At 72.1% G+C, this 21,885-nt stretch carries 19 protein-coding genes and 1 tRNA gene; 12 read left to right on the plus strand and 8 right to left on the minus strand.

Features of this window, described 5'->3' with window-relative positions; translation table 11 throughout:
- The first annotated feature begins 22 nt into the window (after positions 1–22).
- The 8 genes from AB0881_RS04695 to AB0881_RS04730 all read left to right on the plus strand — a co-directional run bounded on the left by AB0881_RS04695 (position 23) and on the right by AB0881_RS04730 (position 7,300).
- Positions 23–370: a hypothetical protein gene (locus AB0881_RS04695; protein WP_366614205.1), complete on the plus strand. Its 348-nt coding sequence runs from the start codon at positions 23–25 to the stop codon at positions 368–370.
- Positions 367–567 (plus strand): hypothetical protein, encoded by a 201-nt coding sequence (locus AB0881_RS04700; protein ID WP_366614206.1) that lies wholly within the window; start codon positions 367–369, stop codon positions 565–567. The genes AB0881_RS04695 and AB0881_RS04700 overlap by 4 nt, the downstream gene beginning before the upstream one ends.
- Positions 564–1,427 (plus strand): hypothetical protein, encoded by an 864-nt coding sequence (locus AB0881_RS04705; RefSeq protein ID WP_366614208.1) that lies wholly within the window; start codon positions 564–566, stop codon positions 1,425–1,427. The genes AB0881_RS04700 and AB0881_RS04705 overlap by 4 nt, the downstream gene beginning before the upstream one ends.
- Positions 1,424–2,335 carry a bifunctional DNA primase/polymerase gene (locus tag AB0881_RS04710; protein WP_366614210.1) on the plus strand — a complete coding sequence of 304 codons (912 nt, stop codon included), beginning with the start codon at positions 1,424–1,426 and terminating at the stop codon, positions 2,333–2,335. The genes AB0881_RS04705 and AB0881_RS04710 overlap by 4 nt, the downstream gene beginning before the upstream one ends.
- Entirely contained in the window at positions 2,332–3,912 is a 1,581-nt protein-coding gene (locus AB0881_RS04715) for a hypothetical protein (RefSeq protein ID WP_366614212.1), read from the plus strand. The genes AB0881_RS04710 and AB0881_RS04715 overlap by 4 nt, the downstream gene beginning before the upstream one ends.
- Positions 3,913–4,301: 389 nt before the next feature.
- Positions 4,302–4,607: a hypothetical protein gene (locus AB0881_RS04720; RefSeq protein WP_366614214.1), complete on the plus strand. Its 306-nt coding sequence runs from the start codon at positions 4,302–4,304 to the stop codon at positions 4,605–4,607.
- Between the two features lie 43 nt (positions 4,608–4,650).
- On the plus strand, positions 4,651–6,165 hold the full coding sequence (locus AB0881_RS04725) for a site-specific integrase (protein ID WP_366614216.1): 1,515 nt from the start codon (positions 4,651–4,653) through the stop codon (positions 6,163–6,165).
- A gap of 157 nt (positions 6,166–6,322) precedes the next feature.
- Entirely contained in the window at positions 6,323–7,300 is a 978-nt protein-coding gene (locus tag AB0881_RS04730) for a restriction endonuclease (protein WP_366614218.1), read from the plus strand.
- Positions 7,301–7,461: 161 nt separating this feature from the next.
- On the opposite strand, the gene AB0881_RS04735 is transcribed toward AB0881_RS04730, so the two are convergent.
- From AB0881_RS04735 to AB0881_RS04745, 3 genes are all read right to left on the minus strand, one after another.
- Positions 7,462–7,537 (minus strand) — tRNA-His (locus AB0881_RS04735).
- 58 nt (positions 7,538–7,595) lie between these two features.
- Complete coding sequence (gene orn, locus AB0881_RS04740; RefSeq protein WP_366614219.1) at positions 7,596–8,195, minus strand: oligoribonuclease; 600 nt, start codon at positions 8,193–8,195, stop codon at positions 7,596–7,598.
- 24 nt (positions 8,196–8,219) lie between these two features.
- Positions 8,220–8,873 (minus strand): pyridoxamine 5'-phosphate oxidase family protein, encoded by a 654-nt coding sequence (locus tag AB0881_RS04745; protein WP_366614221.1) that lies wholly within the window; start codon positions 8,871–8,873, stop codon positions 8,220–8,222.
- Between the two features lie 119 nt (positions 8,874–8,992).
- Here AB0881_RS04745 and AB0881_RS04750 point away from each other — a divergent pair, with 119 nt between their 5' ends.
- The gene (locus AB0881_RS04750) at positions 8,993–10,324 is read left to right on the plus strand and encodes a PLP-dependent aminotransferase family protein (protein WP_366614330.1); all 1,332 of its coding nucleotides are present in this window, start codon (positions 8,993–8,995) and stop codon (positions 10,322–10,324) included.
- On the opposite strand, the gene AB0881_RS04755 is transcribed toward AB0881_RS04750, so the two are convergent.
- Positions 10,278–11,054 carry a hypothetical protein gene (locus tag AB0881_RS04755; RefSeq protein ID WP_366614223.1) on the minus strand — a complete coding sequence of 259 codons (777 nt, stop codon included), beginning with the start codon at positions 11,052–11,054 and terminating at the stop codon, positions 10,278–10,280. The two genes, AB0881_RS04750 and AB0881_RS04755, sit on opposite strands and share 47 nt — an antisense overlap.
- Before the next feature lie 467 nt (positions 11,055–11,521).
- Between AB0881_RS04755 and AB0881_RS04760 the strand changes: the two genes are divergently transcribed.
- Positions 11,522–12,607 (plus strand): phosphotransferase family protein, encoded by a 1,086-nt coding sequence (locus AB0881_RS04760; protein ID WP_366614225.1) that lies wholly within the window; start codon positions 11,522–11,524, stop codon positions 12,605–12,607.
- Between the two features lie 60 nt (positions 12,608–12,667).
- On the opposite strand, the gene AB0881_RS04765 is transcribed toward AB0881_RS04760, so the two are convergent.
- The 3 genes from AB0881_RS04765 to AB0881_RS04775 form a co-directional block, all read right to left on the minus strand.
- Positions 12,668–14,098 carry a sigma-70 family RNA polymerase sigma factor gene (locus AB0881_RS04765; RefSeq protein ID WP_366614227.1) on the minus strand — a complete coding sequence of 477 codons (1,431 nt, stop codon included), beginning with the start codon at positions 14,096–14,098 and terminating at the stop codon, positions 12,668–12,670.
- A gap of 286 nt (positions 14,099–14,384) precedes the next feature.
- Positions 14,385–15,899 carry a sigma-70 family RNA polymerase sigma factor gene (locus AB0881_RS04770; RefSeq protein WP_366614229.1) on the minus strand — a complete coding sequence of 505 codons (1,515 nt, stop codon included), beginning with the start codon at positions 15,897–15,899 and terminating at the stop codon, positions 14,385–14,387.
- Positions 15,900–16,196: 297 nt separating this feature from the next.
- Positions 16,197–18,602, minus strand: a complete 2,406-nt coding sequence (locus AB0881_RS04775) for a substrate-binding domain-containing protein (protein ID WP_366614231.1) — start codon at positions 18,600–18,602, stop codon at positions 16,197–16,199.
- Between the two features lie 242 nt (positions 18,603–18,844).
- On the opposite strand from AB0881_RS04775, the gene AB0881_RS04780 reads away from it, so the two are divergent.
- Together AB0881_RS04780 and AB0881_RS04785 are read left to right on the plus strand one after the other, a co-directional pair.
- Positions 18,845–19,936 (plus strand): endonuclease/exonuclease/phosphatase family protein, encoded by a 1,092-nt coding sequence (locus tag AB0881_RS04780; protein WP_366614233.1) that lies wholly within the window; start codon positions 18,845–18,847, stop codon positions 19,934–19,936.
- Positions 19,937–19,972: 36 nt separating this feature from the next.
- On the plus strand, positions 19,973–20,791 hold the full coding sequence (locus AB0881_RS04785) for an RNA methyltransferase (RefSeq protein ID WP_366614234.1): 819 nt from the start codon (positions 19,973–19,975) through the stop codon (positions 20,789–20,791).
- A gap of 10 nt (positions 20,792–20,801) precedes the next feature.
- On the opposite strand, the gene AB0881_RS04790 is transcribed toward AB0881_RS04785, so the two are convergent.
- Entirely contained in the window at positions 20,802–21,803 is a 1,002-nt protein-coding gene (locus AB0881_RS04790; RefSeq protein ID WP_366614236.1) for a hypothetical protein, read from the minus strand.
- Between the last annotated feature and the right edge of the window lie 82 nt (positions 21,804–21,885).

The following is a 21,885-nucleotide window of genomic DNA, read 5'->3' on the forward strand; positions in this document are numbered from 1 at the left end:
CGCCCTCACCAAGGGACACGTCATGACCGACCCGTTCCCGCCGGTCCACCACTGGCCGGTGCTGTCTGCCCCCGACTGCCCCACCTGCCAGACCCACACCGAAGTGGTCTACACCGGCCTGGCCGACCGGCTCGACGGCGGCCAGGCCACCGTCTGGCACTGCCGCCCCTGCTCCACCGACTTCGCCATTCTGGCCACTCGCTGGCCGGTCACCGAGGGCCCCGACTGCCCGTACTGCGGCACCGACGCCACCACCTGGGCCGCGATCGAGCCCGACCGGATGGGCGACCTTTGGCTGTGCGGCTACGGCCACGAGTTCGTGCTGACCCCCGAAGGGCTGATCGTGCCGCCCGGGGGCGAGGCCGCATGACCGGCCCGCACGGCTCCCTGAACTGGCGCAACGCTGCACACTGGGGCGGCGGCCGGCACCTGCCCTGCATCCACTGCCGGCGGGGCGCGTTCTGCCGCGACGACCACGGCCGCCCCTGCCACAAGACATGCGCCGAGGCCGTCTCGGCCAGCCGCGCCGAACAGGCTGCCCATGACCTCACCGAAGGCGCGGCATGACCGGGCCGCTGTTCTACCTGGGCACCCACGAACCGCACTGGTTGTGGACCGCTGAGGTGCCGTTGTTTGTGTCCTACCGGCGGTTGTCGCGGCGCCCGAACCGGCGCCTGTACCCGGCCACCGTGCCGCGGTGGGCGCTGGATTCGGGCGGCTTCACCTACCTCAAGGACTACGGTCACTGGCCCGTCTCGGCGGGCGAGTACGCCGCGGCGGTGCGCCGCTACCGCGACCACATCGGCCGCCTCGACTTCGCCGCGCCCCAAGACTGGATGTGTGAACCCGAGGTCATCGCGGGTGGATGGCGGGGGCGGCTGTACTTCGTCGGCACCGGCCTGTCGGTGCTCGAACATCAGCGCCGCACCGTGGCCAACTATCTGGAGTTGCGCCAGATGGCGCCCGACCTGCCGTGGATCCCGGTGCTTCAGGGCTGGACGCTGGATGAGTACCTGCGGTGTGCGGCCATGTACGCCGATGCCGGGGTGGACCTGGCCGCGCTGCCGCTGGTGGGACTGGGCTCGGTGTGCCGCCGCCAATCCACCACCGAGATCCGCGACATCGTCACTGTCTTCGCCCGCCGCGGCCTCACCCTGCACGCCTTCGGCGTCAAGACCCTCGGCTTGGACCTGTACAGCGAACAGATCGGCTCCGCGGACTCGCTGGCCTGGAGCGAAGCAGCCAAATGGGAACCGCCCACGGCCGGCCACAAGCACAAGAACTGTGCCAACTGCCTGCCCTGGGCCCTGGGATGGCGCGATCGCCTGCTGACCCGCCTGCACACCAACCTGACCGCCCGCGCCACCGGCCCGACGCAAGGCGAACTGTTCGACGCCCTGGACCCCGAAGGGAGCCACGCCGCATGACCACACCCACCCGCCCGCACCCCGGCGCCGCCGCGCTAGCCGCCGCGCGCCGCGGCTGGCACGTCTTCCCCCTCGCCGTCGGGAGCAAGGAGCCGCCGCGGGGGGTGCGGTGGACGCGAGTGGCCACCACCGACCCGGACGTAATCCGGCGGATGTGGGCGCACCGCCCCTACAACGTGGGAATCGCGTGCGGCCCGTCCGGGCTGGTGGTGATCGACCTGGACGTTCCCAAGCCCGGCCAGATCCCGCCTGATGAGTGGGCGATGCCAGGGGTCAACGAGGGCGCCGATGTGCTGGCCGTGCTGTGCGAGCGGCACGGCCAGCCCTTCCCCTGCGACACCTTCACCGTGACCACCCGGCGCGGCGGCATGCATCTGTACTTCACCGCCCCCGCCGGGATACGGCTGACCAACACCTCCGACGAGCACGGCAACGGCCTGGGCTGGAAGATCGACACGCGCGCCGAGGGCGGATACGTCGTCGGCCCGGGCAGCTTCGTGGACCTGCCCGACGGCACCGGCCCGTACGAGGCCGTCCACACCCCGGCCCCGGCGCCGCTGCCCGGCTGGCTGGCCGAACGTCTTCAACCGTCCCCGCTGCCCCAACAGCGGCCCGTGGTGGTGGAGCTGAACCACACCGGGCGCCGCGGCGCCTACCTGGACGCCGCGATCGCCGCCAGCCTGGACGCGATCGCCGCCGCCCCGAACGGGCGCCGCAACGCGACCCTGTACGGCGCCGCGGTCGCTCTCGGCCAGCTGGTGGCCGGCGGCGCCCTGAACCCCGATGACACCGAGCAACTGCTGACCGCTGCCGCCGTGCGCGCCGGGCTGGCCGAGCTGCCCGCCCGCCGGACCATCCGGTCCGGGTTCGGCGCCGGCACCAAACGCCCCAGGAGGGTGCCCGCATGACCGCTAAGCCGAGCCTGCAAGCCGGATCCGGCCCCGAGACCATTAGGGCGCTCAAGGCCGCGCTGGCCGACAACCTGCTGCCCGACACCTACGTGTCGGCCGGCTCCCTGGTGCACATGGAGACCATCTCCGGCGGGCAGACCAGCCCGGCCGCCGACGAAGACTCCCCGCTGCCGCACTCGGCCAGCCCGATCACCCCGGCCACCCTGGCCGGGCTGCTGGCCGAACACGCCTACGTCTACCGGATGCGGTCCCGCAAGACCGGCAACGGCAGCGTCGAGCACTACGAAGAGGAGTTCACCCCGCCCCGCGACATCCTGGCCTCGGTACTGGCCGGCAAGACCTGGCCCGGCCTGCTCCCGCTGCGCGGAGTGATCGGCGCGCCGGTACTCCGCCGAGACGGCACCCTGCTGCAACGGCCCGGCTACGACCCGGCCACCGGCCTCTACCTGGCCGCCAAGGTCGATCTCCCGCCCGTTCCGGACGAGCCCACCGGCCAGCAGGTGGCCGAGGCGCGCGAGTTCCTGCTGGAGCGGTTCCTGCGCGACTTCCCGTGGGCCAGCCCGGCCGACCGCGCCAACTACGTCGCGCTGCTGGTCACCCCGATCCTGCGGCACTTCACCCGCTCGCTGACCCCGTTCGCGCTGATCGACGCCACCATGCCCGCCTCCGGCAAGAGCATCCTGACCGGCGGGCCCGGCATGCTGTATGGCCAGCGCGTCATCCCGTGGGCCTACACCGAGGAAGAACTCCGCAAGTCCATCACCGCGGTGCTGGCCGAACAGGTCGGGGTGGTGGTGTGGGACAACCTCGCCGAAGGCACCGTCATCGACTCCGCCACCCTTGCCCTGCTGGTCACCGCCGGCGTGTGGTCGGACCGCCAGTTGGGCGCCTCGCGCAACATCGCCACCGTCAACGACCGGCTGTGGATGGCCACCGGCAACAACCTCCAAGTCGGCGGCGACATGGCCTCGCGGACGGTGCGGGTGCACCTGGACCCCAACATGCCCCGCCCCGAACAACGCGACCAGTCCCGCTTCGGCATCCCGCACCTGGACCAGTGGATCACCAGCCCGACCAATCAGCTGACCGTGCTGTGGCACCTGCTGGTGCTGGTCCTGGACTGGACCCGCAACGGCGCCCCGCGCGCCGACACGATGTCGATGCGGCAGTTCACCCCGTGGGCGCAAGCCCTCGGCGGCTTCCTGGCCCACCACGGCATCGACGGGTTCCTGGCCAACGCCGCCGACGTGCGCGGGATCGATGAGGACGAGACCCGCTGGCGCGCGTTCCTGGCCTGCTGGCACCACCTGCACGGCTCCGAACCCAAGACCGCCGCTCAACTGCGCGCCTCGGGAGAACCCGACCGGATCGGCTTCGAGGACGACGACCGGTGGGAAGGGCAGTTCATCACCACCCACACCGGCCGCCCACCCAACGTGCTCGCCCTCGGCCGCCTGCTCACCGGGCAGGTCGGCCGGTGGCGCGGCGACTACGTCATCCGCTCATCCAAGAACCACCGCGGCGACCGCAACGTGTTCTGGGTCGAGCGGCACGAGGCAGAGCGCGATGCCTGACCCGACCCGAAGGGCGCTGAAACATCTCCGCATCTCCGCAACGCCGCACACCGGCCGCCTACCTGCACAAACACGTGCGGAGATGAGACCGGTCGCCGAACACCCATCTCCGCATCTCCGCACCTGGTGCGGAGATGACCCCTGATTGCGGAGATGGACCGAACCCCGCCGCTCCCATCTCCGCACCCATCACCGCAGGTCAAAGGCGCGTTTGCGGAGATGCGGAGATGCGGAGATGTTTCAGCCCTCTCCCGCATAGCAGCACCCTGCACGCCCAAGTAAGCCGCCGTGCTGCCCTCACTCACCCACGAACGGACACCAACGGCCCCGGCGGGCTCACCACCACGCAATCCCGCCGGGGCCTCCCTCACAACGGAGGTCACCCCACCATGCCCGAACAGGCAAGTGACGGGCTGAAGGTCTACACGAAGGAAGAGGCTGCAAAGATCCTCCGCGTAAAGGTGAGCTGGCTGGAACGGCGCGCGGCTGCCCGGCAGATCCCGTTCACCATGCTCAGCGGTTCGTACCGGTTCACCGATGCGCACCTGGCCGAGATCGTGCGCATAAACGAACAGGGCATGATCTCGCCGCCCGCCACCCCGATCAACCGCCGGCGCCAGCGTGCGCGCACCGACGCGCGCAAGCGGCCCGATGGCTTCATCCCGCTGCGTCCGCGGCCCAAGGCCAGCGCGTAGCCGACCGGCGCACTGGAACAGCGCCTCATGAAGGGAGACGAGATTGGCGTACGCCGAGAAGCGCGGCAACCTGTGGCGGGCCCGATGGAAGGGGCCGGACGGCCACACGGAATCGCAGTCGGGATTCCAGAAGAAGACGGATGCCGAGAACTACGGCCGCGATCAGGAGGCGGCCATCCGGAACAACTCCTACGTTGACCCCCGCGCCGGAAAGATTACGGTGACGGAATGGGTGAACCTGTGGTTCCCGGCCCTAGACCTGGAGCCCAACACCCTGGACAACTACCGGTACTTCATAGAGGTCCACATCCTTCCCGCGTTTGGTGACCGCGAGCTTCGTTCGCTGGAGCGTGAGGAGATCGCCACCTGGGAGAAACGGCTACGCCTGTCGCGACGGACGGCCAGGGAAGCCCGATCGACCTTCACCAACCTGCTGAACGACGCGATCCCGCGCTACCTCCAAACCAACCCGGCCGCCCGGCGCCGAGGCAAGGGGCGCAAAGGGCAGCGCCGCATCGCCGAGGCCGAGCGCAAGCAAAAGGTGTGGGCCACGCCGCTGCAATCGCTGCTGCTGGCCGAGCGGTGCGCCCTGCTGTCGGGTGAGGACACCGACTTCGTCATGAACATCACCGCGGCCTACACCGGCGCGCGGTGGGGCGAGTTGCTGGGCCTGCCGCCCGACCGCGTGCGCCCGGGCGCGATCGATATCCACTGGAAGCTGTACGAGCTGAACGGCCGGTTCTATCGCGGCCGGCCCAAGGACGGCTCCATGCGCACGATCGACACGCCGCCGTTCCTGGATGAGCTGCTGGCCCACCAGATGGCGGGGCGAAAGGCCGGTTCATGTACGTGCCGGGGGACCGAAGAGCCGTGGTGCCCGGGAGGGCGATACGTCTTCCTCAGCCCGACCGGGGCGCACTTCCGGCGGTCCAACTACAGCGAGCGGCTCTTCCGGCCCGCCGCCGACGGGTGGCATCCCAAGCGGAACGGCAAGCACGGCAGGCCGGCCATGCCGGTGCTGGTGGACATGGGGGAGCCCTGGCCGGGCAAGCCCGTTCCGCCCTGGCCGCCGGCCGAGGCCGGGGAGCCGTTCACCCCGCCGACCGGCCGAGGAGTCACCCGGCTCGTCAGTGACGAGGAACGCGGCCGGTGCTCGGAATGCCGCCGGACGCAGCTGCTCCGCATCGATGGCACGCTGATCGGCCACAACAGCGACGGCGGGCGTTGCCCGGGTGGGGGCAAGCCGCCGGCCGAGGACGTGGCGCTGGCCAGCTGGCTGCCGCTGAGCCCGGGCCTGACGCCGCACCGGCTCCGCCACGGCCACCAGCCGTGGATGGACGACACGCGCATCCCGTACGTGCTCCAATCCGAGCGGATGGGCCACGAGGTCCCCGGGATGAGGGGCACCTACGCGCACCCCACGCCAGACATGCGGATCGCCCTAGTGAAGGCGCTCCAGCAGTTCTGGGACGAGTCTCTGGCCGCTCGCGCACGGTTGGCGCCACGGTCCGGGGTGGCGATGCTGGACACTCTGCTCTCCGCTTACAGGGGGCGTTGAGGGAAGGCATTCCACCTGATGAAGGGCCTGTTTGTTGCTTGTTGCAGGCAGGCCCTTCTGTCGCCAGCGTTGCCTCGACGCGCCGTTACGTCGGAAGAGGGACGCCGAGACTAGATCACTACCAGTGGCGCGCGTCCACGATTTTTACCCTAGAATCATGGGTAAAAATCTGGAGGTAAGCATGGAGTGGACTCCGCAGCCGGGGGACGTGGTTGTTCGTCGGGAGCTACACGAGCAGTACGGGGGACGCCGGCAGGGTGGGATCGGTCCGTCTCGGGTCACGCCCAACGTCCTGCTGTTCACCGACCCCTTGAAGGGGCACCAGCACGGCTACTTCGACGGGTGGGGAGACGACGGCTGCTACCACTACGCCGGCGAGGGGCAGATCGGTGACCAGAGGATGGTGCAAGGCAACCTCGCTGTCCTTAACCACCAGGACGACGGCCGTGCGTTGCGGCTGTTCCGTGCGGTCCCGGACGGGATGGAGTACCTCGGCGAGTTCGAAGTCGATCCGGAACAGCCCTACTACCTGACCGACGCGCCAGAGACCGGTGACGGCCCCGTCCGCAGCGTCATCATGTTCCGGCTTCGCCCAGTGGGTGACGTCAAGCGCGAGGGGGCCCACATCCCCAAGACGCCGGCTCCGAAGGCGACCACCACGGAGATCCCGCCCGAGGAGCAGCGTACGGAGCGCAGCCACGTTGACCCGTCCCGCGAACCGTACGAGGCGGAACGGCGGGAGGCGACCCTAGTTCGGGCCTACCGGGACTATCTCAGCGCGCTTGGGCACCAGGTCGTTCGTCACCAGATCAACCCACCTGGTGAAGCCAAGCCCCTCTACACCGACCTGTACGACCAGGACGCCAAAGAGCTCATCGAGGCCAAAGGCACCGTCACGCGAGAGGGGATCCGAATGGCCATCGGCCAACTCCTGGACTACCGCCGCTACGTCGTTGCGCAGCGGCTGGCGCTCCTGCTCCCGTCTGAGCCCCGACGTGACCTGGTGGAGCTCTGCCGGGAGTTGGCCATCGACATCATCTGGCCGCGCGAACAGGGGTGGGAACGTCTATCCGACCAGGAGGCTGGCGACTCCCAGGAGAAGCAGTCGTGGGCTGGCCCTCTCTCCCGCCGCTAGAGCGTGACGCAGTCGCGTAGCGGTCGCCGGAACTAGCCTCAGAGAGCAAGATCACTCCCAAATCGCTCCCAGAATCGGACATCCGGGAGTGGGAGCGCGTGGCGCAAAGATCAGGGCCTGGTCATCGTCCCCGATGACCAGGCCCTTTTTCGTTTCTACCTTGGGGTGAGTGAGGGGACTTGAACCCCCGACACCCAGGACCACAACCTGGTGCTCTGCCGACTGAGCTACACCCACCATGGCCGGGACGTGGTCCCGGCTCCAAGAAGTGTAGCGGTTTCCGGAGGGTGCTCGGTCACCCGTTTCCGGCGATCTCGGCGGCCAGGGCGCGGGCCGTCTCGGAGTCGGGGCCGGGCTGGGGGACGAAGAGGGCGGCGCGGTAGTAGCGCAGCTCCTGGATGCTCTCGGTGATGTCGGCCAGGGCGCGGTGGCCGCCCTTCTTCTCCGGGCTCGCGAAGTAGACCCGGGGGTACCAGCGGCGGGCCAGTTCCTTGATGCTGGAGACGTCCACCATGCGGTAGTGCAGGTGGGCGTCCAGGGCGGGCATGTCGCGGGCCAGGAACGAGCGGTCCGTGGCGATCGAGTTGCCGCACAGCGGCGCCTTCTTGGCGTCCTTGACGTGGCCGCGGATGTAGGCGAGGACGGTCTCCTCGGCCTCGGCCAGGGTGATCCCGCCGGCCAGCACCTCCAGCAGCCCGGAGGTGGTGTGCATGTCGCGGACCACGTCCGACATCTGGGTCAGGGCCTCTTCCGGGGGTTTGATCACGATATCGACGCCCGCGTCCAGGATGTTCAGCTCGCTGTCGGTCACCAGCGCGGCTATCTCGATCAGCGCGTCGTTGCGCAGATCGAGACCCGTCATCTCGCAATCAATCCAGACCAGGCGCTCGTTCATGGGTTCACCCTACGACCATGCGGGTCACTCGGGGACCTGGGCCCGTACGTGCGCGGGTACGGGGGTGCCGGGGTGGAGGCGCGGGTCGGGTACGGGGTCGCCGAACGTCTGCCGTACGGGGAGCACGCCCGCCCAGACGCTCATGGCGTAGTCCTCCTCGTCGTCCGCCGGCGGGCCCTGGCGTACCTTGACGGACGCCTCCTCCAGGGAGAGGGCCAGGACGGCCGTGGCGGCCAGCTCCTTGCGGGTGGGTTGGCGCGCGACGCTCCACTGGCCGGGCGCGAGCCGTTCGGTGATGGCCTCCAGGCCGGCGAGCTTCTCCTCGTCGCCGGTGACCGTGCGGGGGGTGCCGTAGATGACGGCGCTGCGGTAGTTCACCGAGTGGTGGAAGACCGAGCGGGCGAGGACGATGCCGTCCAGGTGCGTGACGGTGACGCACACCTCCTGGGAGGCGGCCTGGAGGCTGCGGGCCCCGGTCGATCCGTGCAGGTAGAGGGTGTCGCCGGAGCGCCCGTAGCCGGTCGGGACGACCATGGGGGAGCCGTCGACGATCACGCCGAGGTGGCAGATGCGGCCGTCGTCCAGGATCTCGTAGAGGGCGGAACGGTCGGTGACGGCGCGGTTCTTGCCCCGGTTGAGGCGGGTGCGGGCGGTCGGGGACAGGGACGTGCTGTTCATGGGGATTACGCTAGGGAGAAAGTGGCCTGGTCCGTAGGGCCACTTGGAGTCGATACCTGGAGACCACTTTGCGCGCGTCGTTCGATCTGCCCCTGACGGTCACCAGGTCGGGCGAGCCGATGAACGAGCAGCTGGCGGCGCAGCTCCGTGCCGCGATGCGGGAGGGGCGGCTGGTCGCGGGGGAGCGGCTTCCCGCCGGGCGGACGCTGGCCGCGTCCCTCGGGGTGAGCCGTACGGTCGTGACGGAGGCGTACGAGCAGCTCTACGCGGAGGGCTGGCTGGAGGGCAGGCACGGCTCCGGCACCTACGTGACCGACATCGCCACCGATATCGCCCCCGCGCCGGAGGTCCGCGGGGGCGGGACGGCCGTCGCGGCGCCGCCCGAGGAGGCGGCGGGGGCGATCGACCTGCGTCCCGGCGTCCCGTTCATCGGCCGCCTGGACACGCCCGCGTGGCGGCGCGCCTGGCGGCTGGCGGCGACCGTCACCCCCGCGGCGCGGCCCGATCCGCGCGGGCTGCCGGGGCTGCGCGCGGAGCTGGCCGACTACGTGCGGCGCAGCCGCGGGGTGGCGTGCCCGCCGGAGAGGCTCCTGGTGACGCGCGGCGCCACGAACGGGCTCGACCTGCTCGCCGCGGCCGTGCTGCGCCCCGGCGACAGGGTCGGCGTCGAGGAGCCGGGATACGGCAAGGCCCGCAACATCCTGGCGGCGCGCGGGATGGAGCTGGTGCCGTGCCCCGTCGACGAGCACGGGCTCGTGGTGGACGCGCTCCCCGGTGACCTGCGCCTGGTCTACACGACGCCGTCGCACCAGTACCCGCTCGGCGGCGTGCTGCCCGTACCTCGGCGGCAGGCGCTGCTGGCGTGGGCGCGGCGGGCGGGCGCGCTGATCGCCGAGGACGACTACGACGGGGAGTTCCGGTACGACGTCGCCCCGCTCCCGGCCCTGTACGGACTGGACCCCGACGTCGTCGTCTACCTGGGCACGGCGGCGAAGATCCTGACCGCGGACGTGGGCGTCGGCTGGCTGGTGGCCCGCCCGGATGTCGCGGAGGCGGTCGCGGCGCGCCGGGCCGATCTCAGCGACCGTACGGCCGTCGTCCCCCAGGAGGCCATGCGGCTGCTGCTGGAACGCGGCGACCTCGACCGGTACGTGCGGCGGATGCGCGGCGAGTACGCCCGGCGCCGCGCCACGGTCGCCGGGGCGCTGGAGGGGCTGCCCCTGCGCGGCGACACCGCCGGGCTGCATCTCGTCGTCGAGACGCCGCCCGGGCACGCCGCGCGGGCCGAACGGGAGGCCGCGCGGCGCGGCGTGCTGCTGGACACCGTGGAACGGCACCACGCCGGCCCGCCGCGCGTCTCCGGTCTCGTGATCGGCTATGGGGCGGCCCCGAGCCTGGGAGCGCTCAGGACCGCAAGCTCGCTGGTTCGGGAACTGGTCGCTGCGGGGTAGGCGGGGGCGCGGGAGGCGCGGCGGGCCGGCCGTTGCCGGCGCGGTACCCGTCCGGGTCGGCGGCGCGCGGCAGCGGTACCGCCAGCCGGGCGCCGCCGGCGCCCGCTCCCGCGGCGGCCGGTTCCATGGCCGGCTGGAGCGGGAGCGGATCGGCCGGTACGGTGCGCGGCGCCTCCCGCGGGGCGTCCGGGCCCGGGCCGGTCTCCTGGGCCGGGATGGGGCGCTGCCGCGGTACGGCGGTGACCGGGGTGTCGGGCCCGGTGATCCGCCGGATGTCGATGCCGCCGGGGTCGAACCGGAGCGGTCCGGGCACCTGGGAGGCGCCGAAGTGGCCGCCGCGCGCCCAGTCGCGGCGCGCGCGGGCCGCGGCGTACGACTGCGGCGGCGGCAGCGGCGGGCCGGCGGGCCAGCGCCGGCCGATGCCCCAGGCGTCCAGCCAGGCCATGATCACCTCCAGCCCGGTGAGCAGGGTGCCGGTGAACGGGTCGCGGGCGTGCCCCACGACCATCACCTGCACGCACGTGCGTCCTTCGTGCCGGGCGGGGCCGTCGAGCAGCCCGCCCGCCCTGGTGATCGGGATCAGCTGGACGATCTCGCCGGAGCACGGGTTCCAGACCAGGTGGGCCGGATTCCCTTCCCGGACGAGATCGGCGGCCACGGAACGGGCCGAGAAGATGTGCGGGTCGGATTCGCTGCTGAACCAGACGACGCGGGGAGCACCCCCTCGCAACGCTCCACCGTCCCGTCCTACCGGCATGCGGCCGACTCCCGGCAGCCATGCGTCTGCCACGGTGTGTCCCCCCCAATCGGGCGGTCTGGCCCCGAATGGTGTCAGTTCCTCGTTCGTAGCCCAGCCGAACCGATAAGTCCAGCCTGCCGCCGAGGGCTGCGGTGGCGGCTCCAGGTGGTTCCGACCGGCGGTCCTCATTCTGATCTACGGTCGCCGGGGATGCGTACCCTCCGAGCATGCCGAATCACCCTGCCGACACCCGATTGCCCCTTCGGGGACTGAGTATCTTGACCGGCGCGGGCCGCCTTCTCGCAGGTCGTGGCGGGTCTCACCGGCGGGTGGGGCAGGTCGGTCAAACGGCCAGTTGTGGCCGAGTTGTTACGCTCTGCCAGCGTTCGTTATGAGATGTACGGCTAGGAGGGGGTGGGGTTCACGCGGCCTACCGAGCCGCGTTCTAATAATGGGTCATGACCGTTGACGCTGAACTTCCGGCCGGGGTACCCGGCATCGACGTCCCCCGCCTGGCGGACTGGCTGGCCCGAGCGCTGCCCGGTTCCGGCCGGATCACCGCGATCGACGTGATCTCGGGCGGCCGCTCCAACCTCACGTACGGGATCACGCTCGACGGCGGCAGGCGCGTCGTGCTGCGCCGCCCGCCGCTCGGCCACGTGCTGCCCACGGCGCACGACATGGGCCGCGAGTACCGGGTGCTGTCGGCCCTGGGCAAGGGCGGCGACGTCCCGGTGCCCACGACCCTCGCGTTCTGCGACGACGAGGAGGTCATCGGGGCGCGCTTCTACCTGATGGACTTCGTCGAAGGGCGGGTGCTCCGCACGACCGAGGACGCCGCCGGGCTCACCGCCGAGCAGGCGCGCGGCCTCAGCGAGGCGCTGGCCCGGGCGCTCGCCGCGATCCACCTGACCGACGTCGAGGCGGCCGGGCTGGGCGACTTCGGCCGCCCGGCCGGCTACATGGCGCGCCAGCTCAAGCGCTGGGGCAAGCAGTGGGACAGCTCCCGGGAGGCGATCCTCGCCACCGGCGCCGAGCGCGACCTCCCCGAGTACGACCGGCTCGCGGCCCGGCTGGGCGAGCGGCTCCCCGCGGACGGCCCGGCCCGGCTCGTGCACGGCGACTTCCGGCTCGACAACGCGCTGGCCAGGATCGAGCCGGAACCCGAGATCGCGGCCGTCGTCGACTGGGAGATGTCCACCCTCGGCGACCCGCTGTCGGACCTCGGCCTCACCCTCGTCTACTGGGCCGAGGCCACCGACGGCGACAAGCTCCCGGTCGGCGCGACGATCACCGCGGCGCCCGGCTTCCACAGCCGCCGCGAGTTCGCCGAGCGGTACGCCGAGCTGACCGGCTTCGACCTCGCCGATCTCGACTTCTATGTGGCGTTCGCCTGCTTCAAGCTCGCGGTGATCCTGGAGGGCATCCACGCCCGGTTCCTGCAGAAGGCCACCGTCGGCGAGGGCTTCGAGAGCGTCGGCGCCGGCGTCCCGGTGCTGCTGGAGCGCGCGCACCGCACGCTCGACGCCGGATCCGTCTGGTAGGAGCGGGACCGCTCGTCCCCGTCCCGGCGCCCGGGGAAGGCGCCGGGGCGGGGAGCGCGCTCAGCAGTACTCGACCTGCGCCGCCCCGCCGGGCGAGATCGACACCGAACCCTCCTGGTTGATCAGCCAGCAGCTGCCGTCGGGACGGCTGACCCTGACCCCCGTCGACTGGCCGGAGCCGAGCCGGCCGGACCCGCGCGCCCGCAGCCCGTCGGACGCGCCGGTGACCCGCCAGCTCACCGGGCCGCCCACCGCGGTGATCGTGATGGTGCAGGAGTCGCCCCGGCCCATGTCGCAGCCGCCGATCTGCAGCCTGCCCGGGTCCTGCGGCCGCGGCGGGCGCGGCCGGTCGTCGTCATCGTCCCTGGGCGGCTCGGACGTCGGACGCCTGGTCGTCGGCGTCTTGGACGGCGACGGGCTCTTGGACGGCGACTTGGACGCCGAGGGCGACGCGCTCGGCGAGTCGCTGATCGGCGGCGGCCCCTGCGTGCCGCTGCCGGACGGGTCGCCGGCCGCGGTCGGGCTCTCCGGGGCGACGACGGCGCTGCTCTCGTCGCCGGAGCCGCCGATGACCGTCATCCCCACCGCCGCGAGCGCGATGGCCGCGGCTGCGCCGCCGACGGCGACGAGCAGCCCGCCCTTGCGCTTCTTGGGCGCCGCGCGCTCCCGGCTGCGCGGCGAGCCCGACTCGTAGGGCACGGGCCAGCCGCGCGCGGTGAACGGCTCGGCGTACGCGGCGATCGCGTGCCGGTTGTCGGCCCGGTCGGCGGCGGTGGCGGCGGTGAGCACGTCCAGCCGCAGGTCGTTGGGGATCGCCGCGATGGGCAGCACGGCCAGCAGCCGGTCGGCGGGCAGCGGCGGGGTGTCGCGGGAGCCGCAGATCGCGCAGTTCGCCACGTGCCGGGTGAGGGTGCGCGCCGACTGCGTGGTCAGCGGCCAGGACTCGGTCAGCGCGGAGACGCTGGGGCAGTCCTCCCAGTGGTTCTGGGCGATCAGCGCCGCGTTCAGCGCGATGGCGAGGTCCTCGTCGGTCTCGTCCAGCAGCCGGGCGGCCTCGTCCGGCGGGACGCCGAACAGCCCGGCCAGGTCGACCGCGTCCAGCTCGTGCCGGGCCGCCAGGTCGATCGCCTCGCGCTGGCGGCCGCTCAGCGCGGCCAGCGTGCTCAGCGCCAGCGCGCGGCGCTCCTCGCGCCGGGCGTGCTGCTCCTCGGACAGCTCGCCGTCGCCGGCCTCGGGCGCCTCCTGCCCGGTGTGCCGGTTCGGGCTCTCCCGCCGGCGCATGCACTCCTTGCGGGCCAGCGCGTACAGCCAGCCGCGCAGCCGTTCCGGCTCGCCGAGCCTGTCGACGTGCTCGCGCGCCATGATGAGGGTGTTGCGCAGCGCCCCCGCCGCCTCCACCCGGTCGCGGAGCAGACCGTGGCAGTAGTCGAAGAGGAACGGGGCGTAGGTGTCGTACACCTCGGTGAGCGCGATGACGTCGCCTGCACGCAACGCATCCGCCAGCCGAGGATCGTCGAACTGACCGGGACCTGGCCCAGCGGACACGTGGAACCTCCCTGGAGTCGTGATCGTGGCTGCCCCCATGGAGCGTCCGACGCACATTGGAGCGCTCCGGTTGCCAGATCTTGCCACCAAAGACCGACCATCGCTGGGTCTTACGGGATTCGTGTGACCGGTGAGGTACAGGACGTGATCACATAACGGCACGTCATTACGGGTTTTGGTAGTCAAAAACTTTGGAAGGGGATGAATGTCACATTGATGGCATGAAACCGGGTCAGCCGCCCGATTCGTCGCCCTCGGGGCATGTCCAGGTGACCCTGCCGGCGCCGCTCGGAGTGAAGCTGACCGTGCGGTTGCCAGTGTCGCCCGGCGGGCACGCGTCCGGCCGCGTCACCGTGACGCTGCCCGCGGCCCCGCGCCCGAGCCGTCCGGCCCGCGGCGCGACGCCGAGCCCGCCGCTGCCGGTGACGGCCCAGGTCACCGACCCGCCCACGGCCTGGATGGGAAGGGAGCAGGAGGACGCGCCTTCACTGATGGTGCAACTGCCGACCGACAGGGTGCCGCGCGCCGGACGCTTCGTCGTCTTCGTCGGCTTGGGCGTACGGGTCGCGCGCGTTCGCGTCGGCGTCGGGGTCGGCGTGGGCGTCGCGGTGGTACGCGTGGCGGTGGGCGTCGGCGTCTCGCTGGGGTCGGCCGGTTCGCTCGGGTCCGCGGACGGGTCGGGCGCGGAACTGGTGCCGGGCGGGCCCTGGGCGCCCGTGCGCTCGCCGTCGCCGGGCACGATGAGGAACGCGCCCAGCGCGAGCAGTATCACGGCCGCCGCGGCCGCGACGGCCGGCCACAGGCGCGGCGAGCCCGTACGGCGGCGTCCCCCGCCGTCCCCGGAGGCGCCGCCGCCCTGGCGGTCCACCGGGACGGGCCAGCCCCAGGTGTCGAACGGCTCGGCGGCACGGGCGATCGCGACGAGGTCGTCGGCGTAGGCGGGGTCGGAGACGGTGGCGAGGATGTGGCCGCGCAGGTCGGCGGGCATCAGCGCGACCGGCAGCGCCTGGAGGAGGCCCGCGGTGGAGACCGTCCGGTGGCGGCGCTCGGTGCAGATCGCGCACGTCTCGATGTGGTGCAGCAGGCGGCGGGCGGTCGCGGGCGGGAGCGGCGCGTCGCCGTCGGGGGCGATCTCGGCCACGTGCGCGCAGCCGTCCCGTCCGGTACGGGCGATGACGACGGCCGCGAGCGCGCCGTCCAGCCGCCGCCGGGACTCGCCGGCCAGTTCGGTCGCCGCCTGCGCGTCGATCCCGAACACCCCGGCGATCTCGCCGGCGTCCAGCCCGTGCCGCAGGAGCAGGTCGAGGGTCTCGCGCTCGCGGCCGCGCAGCCCCGCGAGGGCGTTGTGGACCAGCTGCCGGGTCTCCAGCCGCCGCTCCCGCTCCGCGGCGCCGGTGAAGGCGTCCTCGACCTCGGGCGCCTCGTAGCGCTCGGCCGGGCGGTCCGGGTCGCGCAGCCGGCGCATGCATTCGTTGCGGACGAGCGCGTACAGCCACGAGCGGAAGCGGTCCTGCTCGCGCAGCCGGCCGGCGTGGAGGTACGCGGCGAGCATCGCGTCGTGCAGCGCCCCGGCGGCCTGCTCCTGGTCGCGGAGCAGGGCGTGGCAGTAGTCGTACAGCCGTGCCGCGTAGCGGTCGAGGAGCTGGATGAGCGCCTCGGTGTCGTCGCCCGCGGTCAGCGACCTGGCCAGGCGCTCGTCGTCCGCGCGGTCGGGACTGGGCCAACCGGAACTGGACCAACCGGACACATGGTCCTCCTGCGGGCTGGGACGCGGCCGTTCACCGGCCGAGGGGAGCGAGGAACCGGGAGAGTGCCGCGGGTTCCCCGTACTGCCGTGCCCCTGATCGGGGACTGCCCCGGAACGGATCTCCGGGGGTGGGATCGGAGGCCCGACGGCCCCGCTCCCCGTCGGGCCTCCACAAGAAAGACGATCCACCCCCGCGTCCGGTTGACACGGATGGGACAAGAATTCTCAGAGTTTTCCGGGCCGCCGGTGTGAGCTGCGAAGACGCAGGTCAGAAGGGTGCCGGCGGCCCGGAACGGGCTAGTTGGCGATGCGCCGCGACAGCATCTGCAGGAAGATCTTGGAAATCTCCTGCGGGGTCTGCGCGACCGCGGTGCCGCCGCCGGTCGCCTTGCCGATCTGCTCCAGCTCGTTGCGGTCGACGCCGGGGCCGAACCCGATCATGTTGATCTGGATCGGCTTGTTCGGGTCCTGCATCCGCTTCAACCGGGCCAGCGTCTGCCGCAGCGTCGGGCCGTTCGTGTCGTCGTTCTTGCCGTCGGTGAGCAGCAGGATCGAGTTGACGAACTCGGGCTTGTAGGTGTCGCTCATCTTCTTGTACGCGGCCAGCGTGACGTCGTACAGGCCGGTGTCGCCGTCCATCTTCGGCTGCATCCGCTGCAGCTGGGACAGGACCAGGTTGCGGCGGGTGATGGAGCCGATCCGCTCGCCGAGCGGGCCGATCGACACCGACTCCCGGTAGTCCACGTTGCCCTGCATCTTCGTGGAGAACAGCCACTGGCCGAGCTCGGTGTCGTCCGACATCATGCTCAGCCCGCCCTGCGACACCTGCGCGATCGCCTGGAGCCGGTTGGTGTTCGGGCCGACCTGCTCGGCCATGGAGCCGGACACGTCGATCAGGGTCAGGATGCGCAGGCCGAGCGACAGCTTCGCCCACGACTGCATGACCTGCTCGACCTCGGTGGACTTCGGCGCGGGCAGCTGCCGCGGCCGCGAGGCGCTCACCCCGAGCTTCGCGTTGAACCCGTCCGGCGCCCTGCCGTCGGGCGTGCGGAAGCCCTGGGCGCGCACGTCGTTGCGCGTCGCCTCGGTGCTCATCGCCCGCTCGAACAGGCGGGCGGCCTTCTTCTTGGCGGCGTCGTCGGTGGTGATGTTCACCGGGTAGTCCATCGAGATCGTGCCCTCGATCGGGTACAGCGCCACCGCCGGCTCGGCCGGGCTCCGCTTGTTGTACGACCACAGCGCCTGCTCCGACGACAGCGAGATCGGCTGCTTGCCGGTACGGCCCTTGCGGAACAGGTCGAACTGCGCCTCGACCGTCGGCGTCGTGCTCTCCCGCACGGTCCGGACGATCCCGGTGAAGATCGACTCGCGGTTGGGGTCGTTGGTCAGCAGCGTGCTGGTGACCATCAGCGCGCCCATGCCGGCGCCGTTGCGGGCCGGGTCCGGGGTCATCAGCCGGACCGTCCCCGGCGAGATCATCTGGTTCTTGGTGACGCCGCCGCCCGCGGTGCCGCCGGCCGCCTTCAGGAGGTTGTCCCAGGACGGCGTGGCCGTGACGCCCTGCCGCTTGAGCTGGCCGGCCAGCGTCTGCGGCAGGCCCACCACGATCGGGCTGCTGGCCACCGACGTCTTGGTGGCCTGGATCGCCTGGCCGCCCTTGTCGGAGCTGGTGACCATGGACGTCCACAGCGAGGTGTCCGGGATCCACACGTCCGGCCGCTGGTTCCCGCCCGTCGCCACGCCCTGCCCGGACAGCAGCGTCGCCACCGACGCGGGCTCGGACTTGGTGATGTTGGCCTTGACGCACTTGCCGTCCGACTCCTGCTTGGAGTCGTTGAAGCGGGTCGCGGCCTTGACGATGGCCGGGTGGATGTCGGGGGCCGTCGCGACGTTCAGTGTGACCGCGTCGTCGCCGCCGCAGCCGCCGCCCGTGCCGGCGAACGCGTACACGCCGACGCCCAGCAGCACCGCCAGGCCCACGGCGCCCGCCATCGGGCCGATGAGCGCGGTCGCGCTGCGCTTCTTCTTGCGGCGCGAGCCGTACCCGCCGCTGCCGTAGTCGCCCGAGCCGTAGTCGCCGGAGCCGCCGCCACCATACGGGCCGGAGCCGCCCGATCCGCCGGAGCCGCCGCCGTAACCGCCGGAGCCGCCCGCGCCGTACGAGCCGGAGCCGCCGCGGTACGGGCCGACGGCGCCGCCGTCGGAACTGCGGATCGAGTCGTACTCGCCGTACCCGGAACCCGGGCTGGACGCGGCGCCGTACCGGCCGGGGCCGCCCGCGCCGGGCGACTCGCCGGGCGTGGGCGCGCCGAGCGGCGTGGAGCCGGAGCCGAGACCGGCACCGGCGCCCGCGCCCGCGGCGCCGGCGGACCGGCCGAGGCCGTAGCCGCCCGCGTCGGACGCGCCGGTGAATCCGCCCGCGCCGTACGCGGGCTCTTCGGGCGCGGGAGAGGCGGAGGGGGAGGGGGAGGACGGCGACTGCGGCCGCGGCACGAGCCATTCGGGCGCGCCGGCGCCCTCGGCCGCCTCTGGCCCTTGCTGCGGGGAGCCCGCGCCGGGCTGGGGCGGGGACCCCTGGCCCTGCCTCGGCCCGAACCAGTCGGAGGAACCGTCGTTCGCCGGCCCGAAGACGGGTCTCGAAGGGTCGTACCCACCGTCACCCGGCGAGCCCTCCGGGATGTCATTGCGATGACGACCGCTCACGACTGCCCTCGATTCACCAGAAACCCACGATGTTCCCCGGCACTGTAGTAGTACGAACGAGAGGTTACAAAGGCCTCATTTCGGTTAATGCTGCAGGTCATCCGCTTGCGGCGGTAGGATCCGGCGGCTGTGGCGTACTTCGTCGCGGTCCGTGCTCGTGGCGTTACGCGCCGGTGCGGCAACTCGCCACCCCCATCGATCGTCTGTAGAGCAGGGGACATCGGGGCCTGCGAGGGGATGCCGTGAGCGACGAGGAAGCGCCGCCGGACAAGGCCGGAGCCGATGCCGAAAACAGGCCCGAGGATACGGCCGGCCAGGTCGTGCCCGAGCCGTACCGGCCGGACGACGAGGCGCGCGCGACCGGCCGCGGCCGCTCCGTACTGGCGTGGGCGGGCGTCGCCGGCTGGGGCGCGTGGGCCGCGCTGCGGCTGGCCGGCGGCGACCGGCTCCCCGGGATCGGCCCGCTCGGCGCGCCGCTGCTCGCGCTGACCCCGTACGTCGCCGCCGCCGCGCCCGTACCGCTCGCCGTCGCCCTCCTGCTGCGCCGCCGCCGCGCCGCCGCCGCGGCCGCTGTGATCATGGTGTCACTGCTGGTCGCCGTGGTGCCGCGCGCGATCGGCGACGACCAGCCCGCGGCCCGCGGCCCGGCGGTACGGGTGCTCACCGCCAACGTCTTCTTCAGTGAGGTCGGCGCGGACGACCTCGTCGCCCTGGTCCGCCGCACCCGTCCCGACGTGCTCAGCCTCCAGGAACTGACGACGGAGGGCGCGCGGAGGTACGAGCGGGCGGGGCTGACGAACCTGCTACCCCACAAGTTCCTGGACACACGAACCGGCGCGGCCGGATCTGGCCTTTACTCGCGCTTCCCCCTGCGCGGCCTCCCTCCGCTCGCCGGGATGCGGATGGCCACACCGCAGGCCGAGTTCACGCTTCCCGGCGGGCGCCGCGTCGAGGTGACGGCCGTTCACCCCACCCCGCCGATCGCGTCCCCGGCGTACGACGCCTGGCGGCACGACATCGCCGCGCTGCCGTCCGCCCGCGCGGCCGCCGCGCCGCTGGCCGGAAGCGCCGCGCCCGTCCGGATCCTGGCGGGCGACTTCAACGCCACCCTCGACCACGCCACCCTCCGGAACCTGATCGGCCGCGGCTACGCCGACGCCGCCGACCGCACCGGCGACGGCCTGGTCCCGACCTGGGGCGCCGGCGGCGCCGGCCCGCCCATCACCATCGACCACGTACTGTTCGACCGGCGCGGCGCCGTCACCGCGTACGCCGTCCACGACCTCGCCGGGTCCGACCACCGGGCGCTGCTCGCGGAGATCCGGCTGCCCTGACACCCGGGTCGTCCCTGGTCACGGCAGAATCAGGGGATGGCCCGAATCGTTCCCGTCACCGATCCCGGCGACCCCCGCCTCGCCGACTACGTCCGGCTGCGCGAGGTCAACCTGCGCAAGAGCCTGGAGGCCGAGCACGGGCTGTTCATCGCCGAGGGCGAGAAGGTCATCCGCCGCGCCGCCGGCACCGGCTACCCGGCCCGCTCGTTCCTGATGGCCCGGCGCTGGGTCGAACCGCTCGCGGACCTCCTGGACACCGTCGACGCGCCCGTGTACGTCGCCGACGACGCCGTCGTGGAGGCCGTCGCCGGATTCCAGGTCCACCGCGGCGCGCTCGCGTCGATGCGGCGGCTGCCCGTACCGCCCGTACGGGACACCGTCGCCGGCGCGCGCCGCATCCTCGTCCTCGAGGACCTCGTCGACCACGCCAACGTCGGCTCGATCTTCCGCTGCGCCGCCGCCCTCGGCATCGACGCCGTCGTCCTCTCCCCGCGCTGCGCCGACCCCCTCTACCGGAGGGCCATCAAGGTCTCCATGGGCGCCGTCTTCGCCATCCCGTACGCCCGCATGACCGACTGGCGCGCCGGACTCGGCGAACTCCGCGACGAGGGCGGCTTCACGCTGCTGGCCCTCACCCCCGACCAGTCCGCCGTACCGCTGGACAAGGCCACCCTCGGCGACCGCGTCGCGCTCCTCCTCGGCGCCGAGGGCGACGGCCTGTCGTCCCGCTGGCTGGACGAGGCCGACGAACCGGTCTGCATCCCGATGAGCGGCCGCGCCATGGCCAACGGCGTCGACTCCCTGAACGTCGTCGCCGCCGCTGCCATCGCCTGCCACGGCCTGATGCGCGGCTGACCTCTGCTTCTTACTTGCTGAACAGGCCCTTGCGCGGGCGGCGGTGCTCGCCCTTGGGACGCCCCGTCCGGGTGACCGCGCCGGCCGCCTGCCCGCGTCCCCGAACCGTCGCCGGGCGCCGGCCCAGCCGCAGCTGCGTGAGCAGTAGCGAGAACGCCACCAGCAGCGCCGCCAGCCACGCGATCTGCGTGCTGGCCATCCGCTCGAACGTCAGATCCTGCGCCACCGGGGCCTTGTTGTTGCGCAACCGGCTCTCCGGGGTCGGCTGCGACTGCGGCGCCACCGACGGCGTCGCGATCGGCGGCAGCGCCACCTGCGGACTCTGCGCCGTGGTCGGCGGGTTGAACGACCCGTTCGGCGACGGCGGCGTGTACGAACCGCCGGACGACCCGGACGAGCCGCCGCTCGACGACCCGCTCCCGGACGACCCGGAACCCGAGCCGTTCTCCTTCTTGTCGTCGTCCTTGCCCTTGTCCGGCGACTTCGTCGGCGTCGGCGTCGGCTTGGGCTTGGTCGGCGTAGGAGACGGCTCCGTCTTCAACGGGGTGTAGGTGACGGAGCTGGTGGCGACCTTCTGCTCGGGAAGCTCGGAAACGACCGTGAGCTCCACGGTCACCGTGGCCTTCTCCTTGATCGCATCGGAGACCTTCACGTTCGTGACGGGTACCGCCGCGACCTCGTCCTTGACGAGCTCCTCGTCAAGCGTGCAGCCCTCCAGGCAACTGCCGGAGAACTGCAGGCTGGCGCCCGACGGGCTGACGGTGACCTTGATGTCCTTCACCTTCACGGCCTTGACGGTGCCGTTGATGGCCTTGACGCTCGGAGCGACCTCGACCGGGGTACCGGCTTTGACCGTCTTGGAGGCCGGGAGGGTCAGCTCCAGGGCAGGTTTGAGCTGTTCCTCTTCCCCAGGCTCCCCTGGTGCGGCCTGGACCTGGGCCGCTCCGGCGGCGAGGATCGCCGCCGTGCTGAGACCAATGAAGATCGGTTTGCCTGCCGATCGGGAGAGCACAGCCCCAGCACCTCCGTCGCGCCGTTCGCGTCATCGTTGAGCGCCGGGGCACGTATACCCCGGGATCGTCGCAGAAGTCATG

Source organism: Spirillospora sp. NPDC029432, from assembly GCF_040703975.1.
Taxonomy (GTDB): domain Bacteria; phylum Actinomycetota; class Actinomycetes; order Streptosporangiales; family Streptosporangiaceae; genus Spirillospora.

Coding starts and splice junctions, on each gene's coding strand:
- AB0881_RS04695 (WP_366614205.1), top strand. CDS start 23: ATGACCGACCCGTTCCCGCCGGTCCACCACTGGCCGGTGCTGTCTGCC.
- AB0881_RS04700 (WP_366614206.1), top strand. CDS start 367: ATGACCGGCCCGCACGGCTCCCTGAACTGGCGCAACGCTGCACACTGG.
- AB0881_RS04705 (WP_366614208.1), top strand. CDS start 564: ATGACCGGGCCGCTGTTCTACCTGGGCACCCACGAACCGCACTGGTTG.
- AB0881_RS04710 (WP_366614210.1), top strand. CDS start 1,424: ATGACCACACCCACCCGCCCGCACCCCGGCGCCGCCGCGCTAGCCGCC.
- AB0881_RS04715 (WP_366614212.1), top strand. CDS start 2,332: ATGACCGCTAAGCCGAGCCTGCAAGCCGGATCCGGCCCCGAGACCATT.
- AB0881_RS04720 (WP_366614214.1), top strand. CDS start 4,302: ATGCCCGAACAGGCAAGTGACGGGCTGAAGGTCTACACGAAGGAAGAG.
- AB0881_RS04730 (WP_366614218.1), top strand. CDS start 6,323: ATGGGTAAAAATCTGGAGGTAAGCATGGAGTGGACTCCGCAGCCGGGG.
- orn (WP_366614219.1), bottom strand. CDS start 8,195: ATGAACGAGCGCCTGGTCTGGATTGATTGCGAGATGACGGGTCTCGAT.
- AB0881_RS04745 (WP_366614221.1), bottom strand. CDS start 8,873: ATGAACAGCACGTCCCTGTCCCCGACCGCCCGCACCCGCCTCAACCGG.
- AB0881_RS04750 (WP_366614330.1), top strand. CDS start 8,993: ATGAACGAGCAGCTGGCGGCGCAGCTCCGTGCCGCGATGCGGGAGGGG.
- AB0881_RS04760 (WP_366614225.1), top strand. CDS start 11,522: ATGACCGTTGACGCTGAACTTCCGGCCGGGGTACCCGGCATCGACGTC.
- AB0881_RS04785 (WP_366614234.1), top strand. CDS start 19,973: ATGGCCCGAATCGTTCCCGTCACCGATCCCGGCGACCCCCGCCTCGCC.